The sequence below is a fragment of the Staphylococcus sp. EG-SA-18 genome (assembly GCF_017151825.1).
Classification (GTDB): domain Bacteria; phylum Bacillota; class Bacilli; order Staphylococcales; family Staphylococcaceae; genus Staphylococcus; species Staphylococcus aureus.
Genome location: NZ_JACYVY010000001.1, coordinates 58,062 through 75,578 on the forward strand (window position 1 = coordinate 58,062; position 17,517 = coordinate 75,578).

The window sequence follows — 17,517 nt, forward strand, 5'->3', positions numbered from 1 at the left end:
ATAATGGTAAACATTGATATTAACTATATGTATAAAAATGTCACGCAGATGCTATTTAAATGTGATAAATATTTTTAGAGGTGAATAGAGTGGCTATAAAGCTAAGTTCAATTGACCAATTTGAACAGGTTATTGAGGAAAATAAATATGTTTTTGTATTAAAACATAGTGAAACTTGTCCAATATCGGCAAATGCGTACGATCAATTTAATAAATTTTTATATGAACGCGATATGGACGGTTATTATTTGATTGTCCAACAAGAACGCGATTTGTCAGATTATATTGCTAAAAAAACGAACGTTAAACATGAATCACCTCAAGCATTTTATTTTGTAAATGGTGAAATGGTTTGGAATCGAGACCACGGTGATATCAATGTGTCGTCATTAGCACAAGCAGAAGAATAATGAAACTATAGGGTTGGAACATTTTGCCTTACACTACTAGACGTGAATAGCACAACTTAAATTCGTGTGAATCAGAGTAGTTTGGCTATAATGATGTTCTGACCTTTTATTTTATGTCACCTTTAGAAGCAGTTAAGTTAGTACTTTTTTACAAACATATGTATAATGTATTCGAGTATTTTTATTGAAAATATTTTGGAAAACGACGAATCCAATAAGAAAATTTAAACATGATTTGTAAGTTAGTTTAATAGGAAATATATGCTAAACCAAAAGAAGCATATTGTTATTTACTGGAATAATTAATAATCATGTCATGTTAAATGTTCGCATATAATCACGAGATAAAATCTAAAATTTAAGATTAATCTTTTATGAATAAAAAACGTATCACAACAAATAATAAAGTAAGGTGGTCAAGGTTATGAAAGTATTAGTAGCCATGGATGAGTTTCATGGAATTATTTCGAGTTATCAAGCTAATAGATATGTTGAAGAGGCAGTTGCAAGCCAAATTGAAACTGCAGATGTAGTTCAAGTACCATTGTTTAATGGAAGACATGAATTATTAGATTCTGTATTTTTATGGCAATCTGGGCAAAAGTATCGTATACCAGTACATGATGCAGATATGAATGAAGTTGAAGGTGTTTACGGACAAACTGATACAGGGATGACCGTTATCGAGGGGAATTTATTTTTAAAAGGTAAAAAACCAATTGTTGAACGAACAAGTTATGGTTTAGGAGAAATGATTAAACATGCATTAGATAACGACGCAAAACATGTTGTAATTTCACTAGGTGGGATTGATAGTTTTGATGCTGGTGCAGGTATGTTACAAGCATTAGGTGCTCAATTCTATGATGACGAAGGGCGTGTCGTAGATATGAGACAAGGTGCTGGTGTAATTAAATATATTCGTCGTATGGATATGTCGAACTTACACCCTAAAATGGAAACAGCAAGAATTCAAGTAATGTCGGATTTTTCAAGTCGATTATATGGTAAGCAAAGTGAAATCATGCAAACTTATGATGCGCATCAGTTGAATCATAATCAAGCAGCAGAAATCGATAATTTAATTTGGTATTTTAGTGAGTTATTTAAAAGTGAATTGAAAATTGCAATTGGTCCAGTTGAACGTGGTGGTGCTGGTGGTGGAATTGCAGCAGTCTTGAATGGACTGTATCAAGCTGAAATATTAACCAGTCATGCATTAGTAGACCAACTAACACATTTAGAAAATTTAGTTGAACAAGCGGATTTAATTATTTTTGGAGAAGGGTTAAATGAAAATGATCAGTTGCTAGAAACGACAACATTGCGTATTGCAGAACTTTGTCATAAACATCAAAAGGTTGCCATTGCAATTTGTGCAACTGCTGAAAAGTTTGATTTATTTGAATCACAAGGGGTTACAGCAATGTTTAATACATTTATCGATATGCCAGAAACTTATACTGACTTTAAAATGGGGTTACAAATTAGGCATTATACGGTTCAGTCTTTAAAACTGTTGAAAACACATTTTAATGTTGAGGTTTAGTAAAGAAGGACTAAATTGGTGATGCTGTCATGTTGGTTAATAACATTTATGATGGTTAGCAAAACGAATTAGAAGATCGAAAGTATACGTAAAAAATATGAAAAATCACGCTATCATTGCACTGAATGTTAGCGTGATTTTTTTATTAATTAAGCCTGAGTTGGTATATAATCGTTGGTTTTTAGTGATTTTCAGCGATATCTTCTACAATTCCAATGATTACTTGTACTGCTTTTTCCATAACATCAATGGATGCATATTCATATGGGCCGTGGAAGTTACCGCAACCTGTAAAGATGTTTGGAGTTGGTAACCCCATAAATGACAATTGTGAACCATCTGTACCACCGCGAATAGGTTCAGTGTTTGCTGGAATATCTAATTTGGCAAAGACACGTTTAGGTATATCAATAATATGAGGCAATGGTAATATTTTTTCTGCCATATTGAAATATTGATCCGATATATCAACTTTAACTGGATAATTTTCAAAATGGGCATTGATATCGTCACGTATTTCTAAAATACGTTTCTTACGCAATTCGAATTGTTTTTTATCATGATCACGAATAATGTATTGCAAAGTTGCTTTTTCAACAGTTCCTTCAAAGTTCATTAAGTGATAAAAGCCTTCGTATCCTTCTGTTCGCTCCGGAACTTCACTATCAGGTAGCAAACTATCGAATTGTTCACCTAAACGTATTGCGTTTACCATTGCATTTTTAGCTGAACCAGGATGAACATTTACACCGTGGCATGTAATAACCGCTTCAGCAGCGTTAAAGCTTTCATATTGTAATTCTCCATATTGACTACCATCCATAGTATAAGCAAAATCAGCATTGAAGCGGTCAACATCAAATTTATGTGGACCACGACCGATTTCTTCGTCTGGTGTAAATCCAATGCGAATGGTACCATGTTTAATTTCTGGATGTTCTTGTAAATAACAAATAGCTTCCATAATTTCCACAATACCCGCTTTATCGTCTGCACCTAGTAACGATGTACCATCAGTTACCATTAATGTATGACCAACTAAACTGTTAAGTTCTGGAAATACTTTAGGATCTAAGACACGTTTAGTATTGCCTAGTTTGTATGGCTTACCATCATAGTTTTCAATAATTTGCGGTTTAACATTTGAAGCATTGAAATCAGGTGATGTATCAACATGCGCCAAAAATCCAACTGTTGGGACATCGACATCGATGTTACTTTCTAATGTAGCAAATAAGTAGCCATTTTCATCTAAATCAGTTGGCAATCCTAATTGTTGTAATTCTTTTTCTAATAAATGTAACAAATCCCATTGCTTTTCAGTTGAAGGTGTTGTTGTAGATTTTGGATCAGATTGCGTATCAATTGTCGTATATCTTGTTAATCTATCTATCAATTGGTTCTTCATTATATTCGACCCCTTAAACTCTATTATTCATGTTGTAAGATTTTTTATATGTCTTACCTTTGATTTTACCATACAGTTGTTTGATACGTGTGTATAGGTAATATAGAATTTCAGAAACTAATATACCGAAAGCAATCGCACCTGAAATCAGTGTAACTTCTAAAAATGTATTTACAGCACTTGTATAATCATTTGATACTAAAAAACGAGTCGCTTGATAAGCTGCACCACCAGGTACTAATGGTATAATGCCTGGCACTATGAATATAATTACCGGTCGTTTATATCTGCGGCTCATAGTATGACTCATTAAGCCTAAAATTAAGCTTCCCAAAAATGAAGCGCCAACTTTTCCAAACTCTAAATCTACCGTTAATTGGTAAATCGTCCATGCAATGGCACCCACAAATCCACATGCTACTAAGAGGCGTTTGGGTGCATTGAAAATGATAGAGAAAAGTACTGTTGATATAAAGCTGATTGTAAAATGAAATAAATAAAATAGCATGCTTTAACAGTCCTTCCTTAAATGATTAATAAAACGATTGCGACACCAGCACCGATTGCGAATGCTGTTAATGCAGCTTCAACACCACGAGACATACCTGCAAGTAATTCACCCGCTAATAAATCTCGAATGGCATTGGTAATTAATATACCAGGGACAAGTGGCATGACACTGGCTATAGTAATGATATCTTGATTGGTTGCAATGCCTAATTTAGTAAATGTGGCTGCAATGGATATGACCACAGCGGCTGCAACAAACTCTGAGAAAAATTTAATTTGTATATAGCGTTGCACAAAGCTGAATGTTAAAAATGCGGATCCGCCAGCAATGACTGCAATCCAACAATCTGATGCGACACCACCAAACATAAATAGGAAGAAGCCACATGCAATGGCAGCTGCAAAGAAATTCGTTAAAAAAGAATATTGTAATGATGCATGCTGTAAATGAATAAATTCAGATTTAGCTTCATCAATTGTGAGTTCTTTATTTGATATTTTACGTGAAAGACTATTCGTTAAAGCGATTTTCTCTAAATCTGTTGTACGCTCTTGTACACGAATTAATCTTGTACTTGTTCGATCGTTTAATGAAAAAATAATTGCAGTTGAACTGACAAAACTATATGTATTATGAAGACCATAACTATGTGCGATACGGTTCATTGTATCTTCAACTCGATATGTTTCAGCACCTGATTCAAGTAAAATTCTACCTGCAATTAATACAACATCAATCACTTTGTTTTCATCTATAATTGTGATTGAATCTGGCATATCAATTCACCTCCAATGATATGTGTTATTTATTTGAACAATTGAAGTTTACAACTTGTTGTTGCAACTTTCAATAGTGAGACTTTGTGTTAGTATGATGAACTTGTATGGTTCAAATTTAAATAAGAAAAACTGTTAATCTTTGCTATTATACTATGATTTAATAATAGCAAAGGATTAACAGTTTTGTCGTTGTTATAAATTGATAATAGGGTTAAACATTACTTTGTTTCGCCCTTGATTTTTGGCTACATGCACCATATCGTCTGCATCTTTAAACACTTTACGCTGTGATTTTGGATCGTCATCTGTTAAATATCCAACACCGATAGACACTGACAATTTAATAACTTCTTTGTTTGGTAAATGGAATGATGATTTTTCAACACCCGAACGAATATTTTCAGCCAATTTAACACTTTGATCAAGTGAATAATTGTGAATGACAACTGAGAACTCTTCGCCACCATTTCTAAAAATTTTAAATTGATTCGGCACATAGTTTTTAAGTAATTGAGACATTTGTTTTAATACAGCATCACCTGATTTGTGTGAGTAGGTATCATTGACATCTTTAAATCCATCGATATCGATTAATAATAAAGCGATACTTTGATGTTCTTTTTCAGCTTTTCGTGAAATTTCATTTAAATGTCTATCAAATTCTTTTACATTACCTAAGCCTGTTAAGTAATCATATTTATCTTCGTTTTCATAACGATTTACGAGTGAGAAGAAATGCCAAATATCGACAAATGTTATCGCTGAAGCTAAAGTGATAATTAATGAAATTGGTATTAAAATGATAACTTCCGATAGTGTGTAAATAGGACTCACTAACGCGACACCAAATAAAATGATTATTGTAACAACATTAAGTATTAATAATGATAGCACATCATTTTGTTTTAAAAATGGTCCAATAGCACTTGTTACTGCAGCAATAACAATCAACGTAACACCGTACATAATCGAGTTGTTAAATACTACAATTTCAACAATTGCTACAATTACTGTGGCAGATAATGTATAGACCATATTTGTAAATCTACCTAAAAACAATAAAGGAACGAATGTTAAGTGAATTAAATAATCTTCACGATAAGGGATAGGGTAGACAGATAATAATAATGATACGATTGTCATTAAAACAGTGACATAAGCCTTAGAAAAAACCATACGTTTGTTTTCTGAATACTGTAAGCGATGGAATAAATAGATTCCAGCGACTATAACAGATATATTGTATATAAATGCTTCGAACATGTCTGAATCGACTCCTTTAATTGACCACTAGCTATTGTAAGTGAAAACTTACAATTTGTCATTAGTTTACATATAAAATTAATGTATGATATAGACTTTGATGTTAAAATGTTGCCTTAAATGATATGATGAAAAAATGAATAATAGGCGATATATAAGAAATGAATCGTATAGTTGTAAATATGATATCATTGATTGAGCGAATTAATTTATAATAAAGCTATAAGATATACGTAGAAAATAGATATATCATTCTATAAAGACAATATTAAATAAATATAACGTTAAAAACAATTAATATCGATGAAGGTGAATAAATGGTTACATTATTACTAGTTGCAGTAACAATGATTGTCAGTTTGACGATAACACCAATTGTTATTGCAATATCGAAAAGATTAAATTTAGTTGATAAACCAAATTTTAGAAAAGTACACACTAAACCTATTTCAGTTATGGGTGGTACAGTGATTCTCTTTTCATTTTTAATAGGTATTTGGATTGGTCATCCTATTGAAACAGAAATCAAACCACTTATTATTGGTGCGATTATTATGTACGTACTTGGGCTTGTAGATGATATCTACGATTTGAAACCGTATATAAAATTGGCTGGTCAAATTGCCGCTGCCTTAGTAGTTGCTTTTTATGGTGTGACTATTGATTTTATTTCGTTGCCAATGGGTACAACGATTCATTTTGGATTTCTTAGTATTCCAATTACTGTGATTTGGATTGTTGCTATTACAAATGCAATTAACTTAATTGATGGACTCGATGGTTTGGCGTCGGGTGTTTCTGCAATCGGACTCATTACAATAGGATTCATTGCAATTTTACAAGCTAATATTTTCATAACGATGATTTGTTGTGTTTTATTAGGCTCTTTAATTGGGTTTTTATTTTACAATTTCCATCCTGCCAAAATATTTTTAGGTGATAGTGGGGCTTTAATGATTGGATTTATCATCGGATTCCTTTCTTTACTCGGATTCAAAAATATTACAATTATTGCATTGTTCTTCCCAATTGTTATCTTAGCAGTTCCATTCATTGATACTTTGTTCGCAATGATTCGACGTGTGAAAAAAGGGCAGCATATAATGCAAGCTGATAAATCGCATTTGCATCATAAACTATTAGCTTTAGGCTACACACATAGACAAACAGTATTATTAATCTATTCAATCTCTATTTTATTTAGTCTTTCGAGCATTATTTTGTATGTATCGCCACCATTAGGTGTTGTATTAATGTTTGTATTAATCATATTTAGTATTGAATTAATTGTTGAATTTACAGGATTAATAGATAACAACTACCGACCAATATTAAATTTAATTAGTCGGAAATCGTCACACAAAGAGGAATAGGGAATGAAAGCATAGCTGTATGGGATAATTTGTATTATATGGCTTTACTCTTTGCAATTTTTTATGTATTAAATTTCAAATATAAAAAAGCACTGCCATAAACGTGTACTTCAATTGTCGTTTAATAATACGCAATTGATATTTACCGTCTTATGATAGTGCTTTTTATTTTTATTCAGTTGGTATATCGAAAGGTAACTGCTTTGGAGTTTCTTCAGTCAAATCGAAATTTCCTGCAGTCATTTGATTTAAAAAGTTAATAAACGCTTCATAGTCACTTTTAACGACATCGATATAGTAGCTTACCTTATCAGTGTAAGTTTGGTTTCTTAACATAAAATGAGTTGAAGCTAATTCATATTCAAATTTACCAGTTTGATCATAATTCAGTGTTACTATACATGGTACTGCTTCTCGTAGTTCGACACGTCCGACATCATAAATGACGTCTCTAACAGCACCGCTATAGGCGCGAATTAAACCGCCACCACCTAATTTAATACCACCAAAATATCTTGTTACTACGACACACGCATTATGAACATCGAGCTTTTTTAATATGTCTAACATTGGGACACCGGCAGTTCCTGTCGGTTCACCGTCATCATTCGCTTTTTGAATATTCATTTCAGGTCCAATAGTATATGCAGAACAATTATGAGTGGCATCTTTATGTTCTTTTTTTATTGCAGCAATAAATGCTTTAGCTTCATCTTCATTTTGAACAGGTTTGATATGAGCAATGAATCTTGATTTACTAATCACATTTTCAATAATGTGTTCTTTTTTAACAGTAATGATATTTTGTGTCATAATAACTCCTTAATTCATAAGCTTAAGATTATTTAATCTTCATTATACACTGAAAATGACATGACTATAAATCGTTTGATTGCCATTTTCTTTTTAACTGAAATATTGTATCATTGCTATGAGTATATTTTAGGAGGACGACTATGAAAATTGCTGTGATGACCGATTCTACAAGTTATCTGTCGCAGGACTTAATCGATAAATATAATATTCAAATAGCGCCATTAAGTGTGACTTTTGATGATGGGAAGAACTTTACAGAAAGTAATGAAATAGCAATTGAAGAATTTTATAATAAAATGGCATCGTCTCAAACGATTCCAACAACAAGCCAACCAGCAATTGGCGAATGGATTACTAAATATGAAATGCTAAGAGATCAGGGTTACACAGATATCATTGTCATTTGCTTATCCAGTGGGATTAGTGGAAGTTATCAATCTAGTTATCAAGCAGGGGAAATGGTTGAAGGTGTTAATGTACATGCATTTGATAGTAAGCTTGCAGCAATGATTGAAGGATGTTATGTATTACGTGCTATTGAAATGGTTGAAGAAGGATACGAACCACAGCAAATTATTGATGATTTAACTAATATGCGTGAACACACAGGTGCATATTTAATTGTTGATGACTTAAAGAATTTACAAAAAAGTGGTCGAATTACTGGTGCTCAAGCATGGGTTGGAACATTATTGAAAATGAAGCCAGTTCTTAAGTTTGAAGATGGCAAGATTATACCAGAAGAAAAAGTTCGTACTAAAAAGCGTGCCATTCAAACATTAGAAAAGAAAGTATTAGATATTGTAAAAGACTTTGAAGAAGTAACTTTATTTGTCATAAATGGAGATCATTTCGAAGATGGTCAAGCGTTATACAAAAAGTTACAAGATGATTGTCCTTCAGCTTATCAAGTAGCATACTCTGAGTTTGGTCCAGTTGTTGCAGCACATTTAGGTTCTGGTGGATTAGGTTTAGGCTATGTTGGCAGAAAAATAAGATTAACATAATTATAAAATTTTAATAAAAGAGTCTATATTGTAATTGGAAATTATCTCTCGTATACATGGCTTTAAATGTTCATCATTTGAAAGCCAAAATGCTAAAGATATAAGAAAATCATTATAATATTAGGCTCTTTTTTACGTTGAAATGAGGTTTTAAGCATTAAACATTACGGGAAATTAATTCATCCTCATACTTCACTTACTAATGAAAAAATTAAAAAAGAAGTAACAGGTGTCATCAAACAAAATTCAAACTATTATTGTGTTCAATGTGAAAGTACAAATCCAAAGCATTTTTATCAGTATGATTCCTCAGTACATTCCAAGAAAATTGTATATTGCAGAAATTGTATATCACTGGGTCGAATGGATAATGTAACAAGATATAAAATAACAGAGAGTTCGCAAAGTTCATCACAAGCATATTATCATCTCTCATTTGAATTGTCGGAACAGCAGTCTTATGCCTCAGAACATATTGTTCGAGCCATTAGAAAGAGACAAACGATTTTGTTATATGCCGTAACAGGTGCAGGTAAGACAGAAATGATGTTTCAAGGCATTCAATATGCAAGAATACAGGGAGATAATATAGCTATTGTGTCACCACGTGTAGATGTTGTTGTAGAAATTAGTAAACGTATTAAAGACGCATTTCTTAATGAAGATATAGACATACTACACCAGCAATCAAGACAACAATTTGAAGGGCATTTTGTTGTATGCACAGTGCATCAACTTTACCGATTCAAACAGCACTTTGATACTATTTTTATTGATGAAGTCGATGCCTTTCCTTTATCAATGGATAAAAATCTACAACAAGCATTGAAGTCATCTTCTAAAGTTGAACATGCAACAATTTATATGACAGCAACACCACCGAAACAACTTCTGTCAGAGATTCCCCACGAAAATATAATTAAATTGCCAGCTCGCTTTCATAAAAAATCACTTCCAGTTCCTAAATATCGTTATTTCAAACTTAATAATAATAAGATTCAGAAAATGTTATACCGAATTTTACAAGATCAAATTAATAATCAACGTTATACACTGGTGTTTTTTAACAATATAGAAACAATGATTAAAACATTTTCGGTTTATAAGCAGAAAATTACTAAATTAACATACGTCCATAGCGAGGATGTTTTTCGCTTTGAAAAAGTTGAACAATTAAGGAATGGACATTTCGATGTCATTTTTACTACGACAATATTAGAACGTGGATTTACAATGGCAAATTTGGATGTTGTTGTTATCGATGCACATCAATATACTCAAGAGGCTTTAATACAAATTGCTGGACGTGTTGGACGAAAATTAGAATGTCCTACTGGAAAAGTATTGTTTTTTCATGAAGGAGTAAGTATGAATATGATTCAAGCTAAAAAAGAGATTCAAAGGATGAACAAATTAGCATTAAAAAGAGGTTGGATTGATGAATAATTGTTTGAGTTGTGGTGCTAAGTTATATGAAAATATAACCATTTATAATTTGTTCAAGAAACCTAATAGATTATGTGACAGATGCAAAGAGAATTGGGACAATATTAAACTTGATATTAAAGCAAGGCGATGTTCAAGGTGCTTAAAACACTTAAATCAAGATGAAGCGTATTGTTTAGACTGCAAGTTTCTATCGGCACACTTTAATTTAATGGAACAATTATATTGTCAATTTCAATATGACGGTTTAATGAAAGAGATGATACATCAGTATAAATTTTTGAAAGACTATTATTTATGTGAATTATTGGCACATTTGATTGAAATACCACAAACATCTTATGACTATATTGTGCCAATTCCTTCTTCGCCGGCACATGATTTATCTAGAACATTTAACCCGGTAGAAGCAGTACTAAAAGCTAAAGGGATTCGCTTTGATAAGATTTTAAAGATGTCAAATAGACCAAAACAGTCTCATTTAACTAAGAAAGAGCGTCTGGCAGATGAAAATCCATTTATTATTGATACGGAATTAGATTTAAATGGCAAGGAAATATTACTCGTTGACGATATTTATACAACTGGATTAACAATTCATCGTGCAGGGTGTAAATTATATGCTAAAAATATCAGAAAATTCAAAGTGTTTGCGTTTGCACGATAGCGTAAAAATGTTAAAATATAATAAAGAGTTACCAATAAAGAGGTTTAAGGAGAGATTACTATGATTAGATTTGAAATTCATGGAGATAACCTCACTATCACAGATGCTATTCGCAACTATATTGAGGAAAAAATTGGTAAGTTGGAACGTTATTTTAATGACGTACCAAATGCAGTGGCGCATGTTAAAGTTAAAACTTATTCAAATTCAGCTACTAAAATTGAAGTAACAATTCCATTGAAAAATGTTACGTTAAGAGCTGAAGAGCGAAACGATGATTTATACGCAGGTATTGATTTAATTAATAATAAACTTGAAAGACAAGTTCGAAAATATAAAACACGTATTAATCGTAAGAGCCGTGATCGAGGAGATCAAGAAGTGTTTGTTGCCGAATTACAAGAAATGCAAGAAACACAAGTTGATAATGACGCTTACGATGATAACGAGATAGAAATTATTCGTTCAAAAGAATTCAGCTTAAAACCAATGGATTCAGAAGAAGCGGTATTACAAATGAATCTATTAGGTCATGACTTCTTTGTATTCACAGACAGAGAAACTGATGGAACAAGTATCGTTTACCGCCGTAAAGACGGTAAATATGGCTTGATTCAAACTAGTGAACAATAAATTAAGTTTAAAGCACTTGTGTTTTTGCACAAGTGCTTTTTTATACTCCAAAAGCAAATTATGACTATTTCATAGTTCGATAATGTAATTTGTTGAATGAAACATAGTGACTATGCTAATGTTAATGGATGTATATATTTGAATGTTAAGTTAATAATAGTATGTCAGTCTTTTGTATAGTCCGAGTCGAAAATCGTAAAATATTTATAATATAATTTATTAGGAAGTATAATTGCGTATTGAGAATATATTTATTAGTGATAAACTTGTTGACAACAGAATGTGAATGAAGTATGTCATAAATATATTTATATTGATTCTACAAATGAGTAAATAAGTATAATTTTCTAACTATAAATGATAAGATATATTGTTGTAGGCCAAACAGTTTTTTAGCTAAAGGAGCGAACGAAATGGGATTTTTATCAAAAATTCTTGATGGCAATAATAAAGAAATTAAACAGTTAGGTAAACTTGCTGATAAAGTAATCGCTTTAGAAGAAAAAACGGCAATTTTAACTGATGAAGAAATTCGTAATAAAACGAAACAATTCCAAACAGAATTAGCTGACATTGATAATGTCAAAAAGCAAAATGATTATTTAGATAAAATTTTACCAGAAGCATATGCACTTGTTAGAGAAGGCTCTAAACGTGTATTCAATATGACACCATATAAAGTTCAAATTATGGGTGGTATTGCAATTCATAAAGGTGATATCGCTGAGATGAGAACAGGTGAAGGTAAAACATTAACAGCGACAATGCCAACATACTTAAATGCATTAGCTGGTAGAGGTGTTCACGTTATTACAGTCAATGAATACTTATCAAGTGTTCAAAGTGAAGAAATGGCTGAGTTATATAACTTCTTAGGTTTGACTGTCGGATTAAACTTAAACAGTAAGACGACAGAAGAAAAACGTGAAGCATACGCACAAGACATTACTTACAGTACTAATAATGAGCTAGGTTTTGATTACTTACGAGATAACATGGTGAATTATTCTGAAGATAGAGTAATGCGTCCATTACATTTTGCAATCATTGATGAGGTTGACTCAATTTTAATCGACGAGGCACGTACGCCATTAATTATTTCTGGTGAAGCTGAAAAGTCAACGTCACTTTATACACAAGCAAATGTTTTTGCGAAAATGTTAAAACAGGACGAAGATTATAAATACGATGAAAAAACGAAAGCTGTACATTTAACAGAACAAGGTGCGGATAAAGCTGAACGTATGTTCAAAGTTGAAAACTTATATGATGTACAAAATGTTGATGTTATTAGTCATATCAACACAGCTTTACGTGCGCACGTTACATTACAACGTGATGTAGACTATATGGTTGTTGATGGCGAAGTATTAATTGTCGATCAATTTACAGGACGTACAATGCCAGGCCGTCGTTTCTCGGAAGGTTTACACCAAGCTATTGAAGCGAAGGAAGGCGTTCAAATTCAAAATGAATCTAAAACTATGGCGTCTATTACATTCCAAAACTATTTCAGAATGTACAATAAACTTGCAGGTATGACAGGTACAGCTAAAACTGAAGAAGAAGAATTTAGAAATATTTATAACATGACAGTAACTCAAATTCCGACAAATAAACCTGTGCAACGTAACGATAAGTCTGATTTAATTTACATTAGCCAAAAAGGTAAATTTGATGCAGTAGTAGAAGATGTTGTTGAAAAACACAAGGCAGGGCAACCAGTGCTATTAGGTACTGTTGCAGTTGAGACTTCTGAATATATTTCAAATTTACTTAAAAAACGTGGTATCCGTCATGATGTGTTAAATGCGAAAAATCATGAACGTGAAGCTGAAATTGTTGCAGGCGCTGGACAAAAAGGTGCCGTTACTATTGCCACTAACATGGCTGGTCGTGGTACAGATATCAAATTAGGTGAAGGCGTAGAGGAATTAGGGGGTTTAGCAGTAATAGGTACAGAACGACATGAATCTCGTCGTATTGATGACCAGTTACGTGGTCGTTCTGGACGTCAAGGTGATAAAGGGGATAGTCGCTTCTATTTATCATTACAAGATGAATTAATGATTCGTTTTGGTTCTGAACGTTTACAGAAAATGATGAGCCGACTAGGTTTAGATGACTCTACACCAATTGAATCAAAAATGGTATCAAGAGCTGTAGAATCAGCACAAAAACGTGTAGAAGGTAATAACTTCGACGCGCGTAAACGTATCTTAGAATACGATGAAGTATTACGTAAACAACGTGAAATTATCTATAACGAAAGAAATAGTATTATTGATGAAGAAGACAGCTCTCAAGTTGTAGATGCAATGCTACGTTCAACGTTACAACGTAGTATCAATTACTATATTAATACAGCAGATGACGAGCCTGAATATCAACCATTCATCGACTACATTAATGACATCTTCTTACAAGAAGGTGACATTACAGAGGATGATATCAAAGGTAAAGATGCTGAAGATATTTTCGAAGTCGTTTGGGCTAAGATTGAAGCAGCATATCAAAGTCAAAAAGATATCTTAGAAGAACAAATGAATGAGTTTGAGCGTATGATTTTACTTCGTTCTATTGATAGCCATTGGACTGATCATATCGACACAATGGATCAATTACGTCAAGGTATTCACTTACGTTCTTATGCACAGCAAAATCCATTACGTGACTATCAAAATGAAGGTCATGAATTATTTGATATCATGATGCAAAATATTGAAGAAGATACTTGTAAATTCATTTTAAAATCTGTAGTACAAGTTGAAGATAATATTGAACGTGAAAAAACAACAGAGTTTGGTGAAGCGAAGCACGTTTCAGCTGAAGATGGTAAAGAAAAAGTGAAACCGAAACCAATCGTTAAAGGCGATCAAGTTGGTCGTAACGATGATTGTCCATGTGGTAGTGGTAAAAAATTCAAAAATTGCCATGGAAAATAAATGATATAAAATAACTCCTTCCAATTAAACACCTATAGTTTGTGTTATGGGAGGAGTCTTTTTATTTTACAAGCGTTAAATACTTTAAAAAATGTGAAGAAGTTGTTAAACGTTGTTATGTACTTAGTTTTAAAAAATCGGTTTAGGCATATGTCGATGATAAATGTACTGATTTTTAACAATAAATGCATAAACTAATTGTCAGTGTGCTTATATTTCTTAACATTGTTATTTAACAAAATTATGTTAAAATTTAGCATTATAAAAGATACAAATCAATGACTTGAATTGAAATATAAATAGGAGCGAATGCTATGGAATTATCAGAAATCAAACGAAATATAGATAAGTATAATCAAGATTTAACACAAATTAGGGGGTCTCTTTGACTTAGAGAACAAAGAAACTAATATTCAAGAATATGAAGAAATGATGGCAGAACCTAATTTTTGGGATAACCAAACGAAAGCGCAAGATATTATAGATAAAAATAATGCGTTAAAAGCAATAGTTAATGGTTATAAAACACTACAAGCAGAAGTAGATGACATGGATGCTACTTGGGATTTATTACAAGAAGAATTTGATGAAGAAATGAAAGAAGACTTAGAGCAAGAGGTCATTAATTTTAAGGCTAAAGTGGATGAATACGAATTGCAATTATTATTAGATGGGCCTCACGATGCCAATAACGCAATTCTAGAGTTACATCCTGGTGCAGGTGGCACGGAGTCTCAAGATTGGGCTAATATGCTATTTAGAATGTATCAACGTTATTGTGAGAAGAAAGGCTTTAAAGTTGAAACTGTTGATTATCTACCTGGGGATGAAGCAGGGATTAAAAGTGTAACATTGCTCATCAAAGGGCATAATGCTTATGGTTATTTAAAAGCTGAAAAAGGTGTACACCGACTAGTACGAATTTCTCCATTTGATTCATCAGGACGTCGTCATACATCATTTGCATCATGCGACGTTATTCCAGATTTTAATAATGATGAAATAGAGATTGAAATCAATCCGGATGATATTACAGTTGATACATTCAGAGCTTCTGGTGCAGGTGGTCAGCATATTAACAAAACTGAATCGGCAATACGAATTACCCACCACCCCTCAGGTATAGTTGTTAATAACCAAAATGAACGTTCTCAAATTAAAAACCGTGAAGCAGCTATGAAAATGTTAAAGTCTAAATTATATCAATTAAAATTGGAAGAGCAGGCACGTGAAATGGCTGAAATTCGTGGCGAACAAAAAGAAATCGGCTGGGGAAGCCAAATTAGATCATATGTTTTCCATCCATACTCAATGGTGAAAGATCATCGTACGAACGAAGAAACAGGTAAGGTTGATGCAGTGATGGATGGAGACATTGGACCATTTATCGAATCATATTTAAGACAGACAATGTCGCACGATTAATATATATTTTAAAACCGAGGCTCTAAAAGGGCGTCGGTTTTTGGTTTTTTTAAAGGTAGCTAAATAAATTGTAAATTAGATTTTGGAATATGATTTGTTTATGAATATTTAAGTACAATTCGGTAGATAGAGTTAGAATATATTTTTTGAAAGTTGTATTTGTTAAAACAACATATGCAGTGTGCATTTAGTAATATTACCTATGGCGATTTTCAAGGTATTGAATTAATCGTTGAAAACGTTCTCAATTACATGGTATGAATACATTTTACACTATGATAAAAGGTTGTATTCTTTTTATATTGTTAACCATTTGATTACATCGTTATAACAATAGCTTTTGACAAAATGTATTGTGCTATAGTATTTGCATACTTAAAATACTAACAGCAAAGGAATGACAGCAAGATGAAAAAAACTCTTACAGTGACGGTTTCGTCAGTGTTAGCTTTTTTAGCTTTAAATAATGCAGCACATGCACAACAACATGGCACACAAGTAAAAACACCTGTTCAACATAATTATGTATCAAATGTTCAAGCACAAACGCAATCACCGACAACTTATACAGTAGTTGCTGGCGATTCATTATATAAGATTGCATTAGAGCATCACTTAACGTTGAATCAATTATATTCATACAATCCTGGTGTAACACCTTTAATTTTTCCTGGTGACGTGATTTCACTTGTGCCTCAAAATAAAGTGAAACAAACTAAAGCGGTTAAAACACCAGTAAGAAAAGCAAGCCAAGCTAAAAAGGTAGTAAAACAACCTGTACAACAAGCGTCTAAAAAAGTAGTAGTTAAGCAAGCACCTAAGCAAGCAGTAGCTAAGACAGTTAATGTAGCATACAAACCTGCTCAAGTACAAAAATCAGTACCAACTGTACCTGTTGCACATAACTACAATAAATCAGTTGCTAACAGAGGGAACTTATATGCTTATGGAAACTGCACATATTATGCTTTCGATCGTCGTGCACAATTAGGTAGAAGTATAGGAAGTTTATGGGGCAATGCAAATAACTGGAATTACGCAGCAAAAGTTGCAGGATTTAAAGTAGATAAAACACCAGAAGTTGGCGCTATTTTCCAAACAGCTGCTGGCCCATATGGACATGTTGGTGTTGTTGAATCTGTAAACCCTAATGGAACAATTACTGTTTCTGAAATGAACTATGCTGGATTTAATGTTAAATCTTCAAGAACAATTTTAAATCCAGGAAAATATAATTACATCCACTAAGTAATATATCAAGACAAGACTATCCTCTTAGCCTGTT

The 17,517-nt window shown here is 32.6% G+C and carries 17 protein-coding genes; 12 read left to right on the plus strand and 5 right to left on the minus strand.

Annotated elements, in window-relative coordinates; all coding sequences use genetic code 11:
* The first annotated feature begins 89 nt into the window (after positions 1 to 89).
* Both ytxJ and IDG66_RS00290 read left to right on the plus strand, forming a co-directional pair.
* Positions 90 to 410 carry a bacillithiol system redox-active protein YtxJ gene (ytxJ, locus tag IDG66_RS00285; RefSeq protein ID WP_000985617.1) on the plus strand — a complete coding sequence of 107 codons (321 nt, stop codon included), beginning with the start codon at positions 90 to 92 and terminating at the stop codon, positions 408 to 410.
* Between the two features lie 424 nt (positions 411 to 834).
* Complete coding sequence (locus IDG66_RS00290; RefSeq protein WP_000866742.1) at positions 835 to 1,959, plus strand: glycerate kinase; 1,125 nt, start codon at positions 835 to 837, stop codon at positions 1,957 to 1,959.
* Positions 1,960 to 2,140: 181 nt separating this feature from the next.
* On the opposite strand, the gene pepT is transcribed toward IDG66_RS00290, so the two are convergent.
* The 4 genes from pepT to gdpS all read right to left on the minus strand — a co-directional run bounded on the left by pepT (position 2,141) and on the right by gdpS (position 5,920).
* Complete coding sequence (gene pepT, locus IDG66_RS00295) at positions 2,141 to 3,367, minus strand: peptidase T (protein ID WP_000795826.1); 1,227 nt, start codon at positions 3,365 to 3,367, stop codon at positions 2,141 to 2,143.
* 13 nt (positions 3,368 to 3,380) lie between these two features.
* Entirely contained in the window at positions 3,381 to 3,875 is a 495-nt protein-coding gene (locus IDG66_RS00300) for a threonine/serine exporter family protein (RefSeq protein WP_000899890.1), read from the minus strand.
* Between the two features lie 17 nt (positions 3,876 to 3,892).
* Positions 3,893 to 4,654, minus strand: coding sequence for a threonine/serine exporter family protein (locus IDG66_RS00305; protein WP_001113406.1), 762 nt, complete (start codon positions 4,652 to 4,654; stop codon positions 3,893 to 3,895).
* 195 nt (positions 4,655 to 4,849) lie between these two features.
* Positions 4,850 to 5,920: a GGDEF domain-containing protein GdpS gene (gene gdpS, locus IDG66_RS00310; RefSeq protein ID WP_000460983.1), complete on the minus strand. Its 1,071-nt coding sequence runs from the start codon at positions 5,918 to 5,920 to the stop codon at positions 4,850 to 4,852.
* A 317-nt stretch (positions 5,921 to 6,237) separates the two neighbouring features.
* Here gdpS and IDG66_RS00315 point away from each other — a divergent pair, with 317 nt between their 5' ends.
* The gene (locus tag IDG66_RS00315) at positions 6,238 to 7,293 is read left to right on the plus strand and encodes a glycosyltransferase family 4 protein (protein WP_000258151.1); all 1,056 of its coding nucleotides are present in this window, start codon (positions 6,238 to 6,240) and stop codon (positions 7,291 to 7,293) included.
* A gap of 171 nt (positions 7,294 to 7,464) precedes the next feature.
* Here IDG66_RS00315 and IDG66_RS00320 read toward each other — a convergent pair whose 3' ends face one another.
* A complete protein-coding gene (locus tag IDG66_RS00320) occupies positions 7,465 to 8,106 on the minus strand; it encodes a YigZ family protein (protein ID WP_000192949.1) in 642 nt (213 codons plus the stop codon).
* A 143-nt stretch (positions 8,107 to 8,249) separates the two neighbouring features.
* On the opposite strand from IDG66_RS00320, the gene fakB1 reads away from it, so the two are divergent.
* The 9 genes from fakB1 to IDG66_RS00365 all read left to right on the plus strand — a co-directional run bounded on the left by fakB1 (position 8,250) and on the right by IDG66_RS00365 (position 17,480).
* Entirely contained in the window at positions 8,250 to 9,116 is an 867-nt protein-coding gene (gene fakB1, locus IDG66_RS00325) for a fatty acid kinase binding subunit FakB1 (RefSeq protein WP_000686342.1), read from the plus strand.
* A gap of 363 nt (positions 9,117 to 9,479) precedes the next feature.
* Positions 9,480 to 10,562, plus strand: coding sequence for an ATP-dependent helicase ComFA (locus IDG66_RS00330; protein WP_001793589.1), 1,083 nt, complete (start codon positions 9,480 to 9,482; stop codon positions 10,560 to 10,562).
* The gene (locus IDG66_RS00335; RefSeq protein ID WP_001057965.1) at positions 10,555 to 11,229 is read left to right on the plus strand and encodes a ComF family protein; all 675 of its coding nucleotides are present in this window, start codon (positions 10,555 to 10,557) and stop codon (positions 11,227 to 11,229) included. Before IDG66_RS00330 ends, IDG66_RS00335 begins: the two co-directional genes overlap by 8 nt.
* 60 nt (positions 11,230 to 11,289) lie before the next feature.
* On the plus strand, positions 11,290 to 11,862 hold the full coding sequence (gene hpf, locus IDG66_RS00340; RefSeq protein ID WP_000617735.1) for a ribosome hibernation-promoting factor, HPF/YfiA family: 573 nt from the start codon (positions 11,290 to 11,292) through the stop codon (positions 11,860 to 11,862).
* Positions 11,863 to 12,275: 413 nt separating this feature from the next.
* Complete coding sequence (secA, locus tag IDG66_RS00345) at positions 12,276 to 14,807, plus strand: preprotein translocase subunit SecA (protein WP_000506531.1); 2,532 nt, start codon at positions 12,276 to 12,278, stop codon at positions 14,805 to 14,807.
* Positions 14,808 to 14,848: 41 nt separating this feature from the next.
* Positions 14,849 to 14,953: a hypothetical protein gene (locus tag IDG66_RS00350; protein WP_001790092.1), complete on the plus strand. Its 105-nt coding sequence runs from the start codon at positions 14,849 to 14,851 to the stop codon at positions 14,951 to 14,953.
* 168 nt (positions 14,954 to 15,121) lie between these two features.
* A protein-coding gene (prfB, locus tag IDG66_RS00355) for a peptide chain release factor 2 (protein ID WP_010956549.1) occupies positions 15,122 to 16,232 on the plus strand; the annotation gives its coding sequence in 2 pieces (ribosomal slippage) (positions 15,122 to 15,193 and positions 15,195 to 16,232; 1,110 coding nt in all).
* A gap of 153 nt (positions 16,233 to 16,385) precedes the next feature.
* Positions 16,386 to 16,493: a hypothetical protein gene (locus IDG66_RS00360; protein WP_072360986.1), complete on the plus strand. Its 108-nt coding sequence runs from the start codon at positions 16,386 to 16,388 to the stop codon at positions 16,491 to 16,493.
* Positions 16,494 to 16,640: 147 nt separating this feature from the next.
* Positions 16,641 to 17,480, plus strand: coding sequence for a CHAP domain-containing protein (locus IDG66_RS00365; protein WP_000753321.1), 840 nt, complete (start codon positions 16,641 to 16,643; stop codon positions 17,478 to 17,480).
* Positions 17,481 to 17,517 lie beyond the last annotated feature (37 nt).

Bases quoted from the DNA above. Each gene is read 5' to 3' on its own strand.
- IDG66_RS00290 (WP_000866742.1), top strand. From the start codon at position 835: ATGAAAGTATTAGTAGCCATGGATGAGTTTCATGGAATTATTTCGAGT.
- pepT (WP_000795826.1), bottom strand. From the start codon at position 3,367: ATGAAGAACCAATTGATAGATAGATTAACAAGATATACGACAATTGAT.
- IDG66_RS00300 (WP_000899890.1), bottom strand. From the start codon at position 3,875: ATGCTATTTTATTTATTTCATTTTACAATCAGCTTTATATCAACAGTA.
- IDG66_RS00305 (WP_001113406.1), bottom strand. From the start codon at position 4,654: ATGCCAGATTCAATCACAATTATAGATGAAAACAAAGTGATTGATGTT.
- gdpS (WP_000460983.1), bottom strand. From the start codon at position 5,920: ATGTTCGAAGCATTTATATACAATATATCTGTTATAGTCGCTGGAATC.
- IDG66_RS00315 (WP_000258151.1), top strand. From the start codon at position 6,238: ATGGTTACATTATTACTAGTTGCAGTAACAATGATTGTCAGTTTGACG.
- IDG66_RS00320 (WP_000192949.1), bottom strand. From the start codon at position 8,106: ATGACACAAAATATCATTACTGTTAAAAAAGAACACATTATTGAAAAT.
- fakB1 (WP_000686342.1), top strand. From the start codon at position 8,250: ATGAAAATTGCTGTGATGACCGATTCTACAAGTTATCTGTCGCAGGAC.
- IDG66_RS00330 (WP_001793589.1), top strand. From the start codon at position 9,480: ATGGATAATGTAACAAGATATAAAATAACAGAGAGTTCGCAAAGTTCA.
- IDG66_RS00335 (WP_001057965.1), top strand. From the start codon at position 10,555: ATGAATAATTGTTTGAGTTGTGGTGCTAAGTTATATGAAAATATAACC.
- hpf (WP_000617735.1), top strand. From the start codon at position 11,290: ATGATTAGATTTGAAATTCATGGAGATAACCTCACTATCACAGATGCT.
- secA (WP_000506531.1), top strand. From the start codon at position 12,276: ATGGGATTTTTATCAAAAATTCTTGATGGCAATAATAAAGAAATTAAA.
- IDG66_RS00365 (WP_000753321.1), top strand. From the start codon at position 16,641: ATGAAAAAAACTCTTACAGTGACGGTTTCGTCAGTGTTAGCTTTTTTA.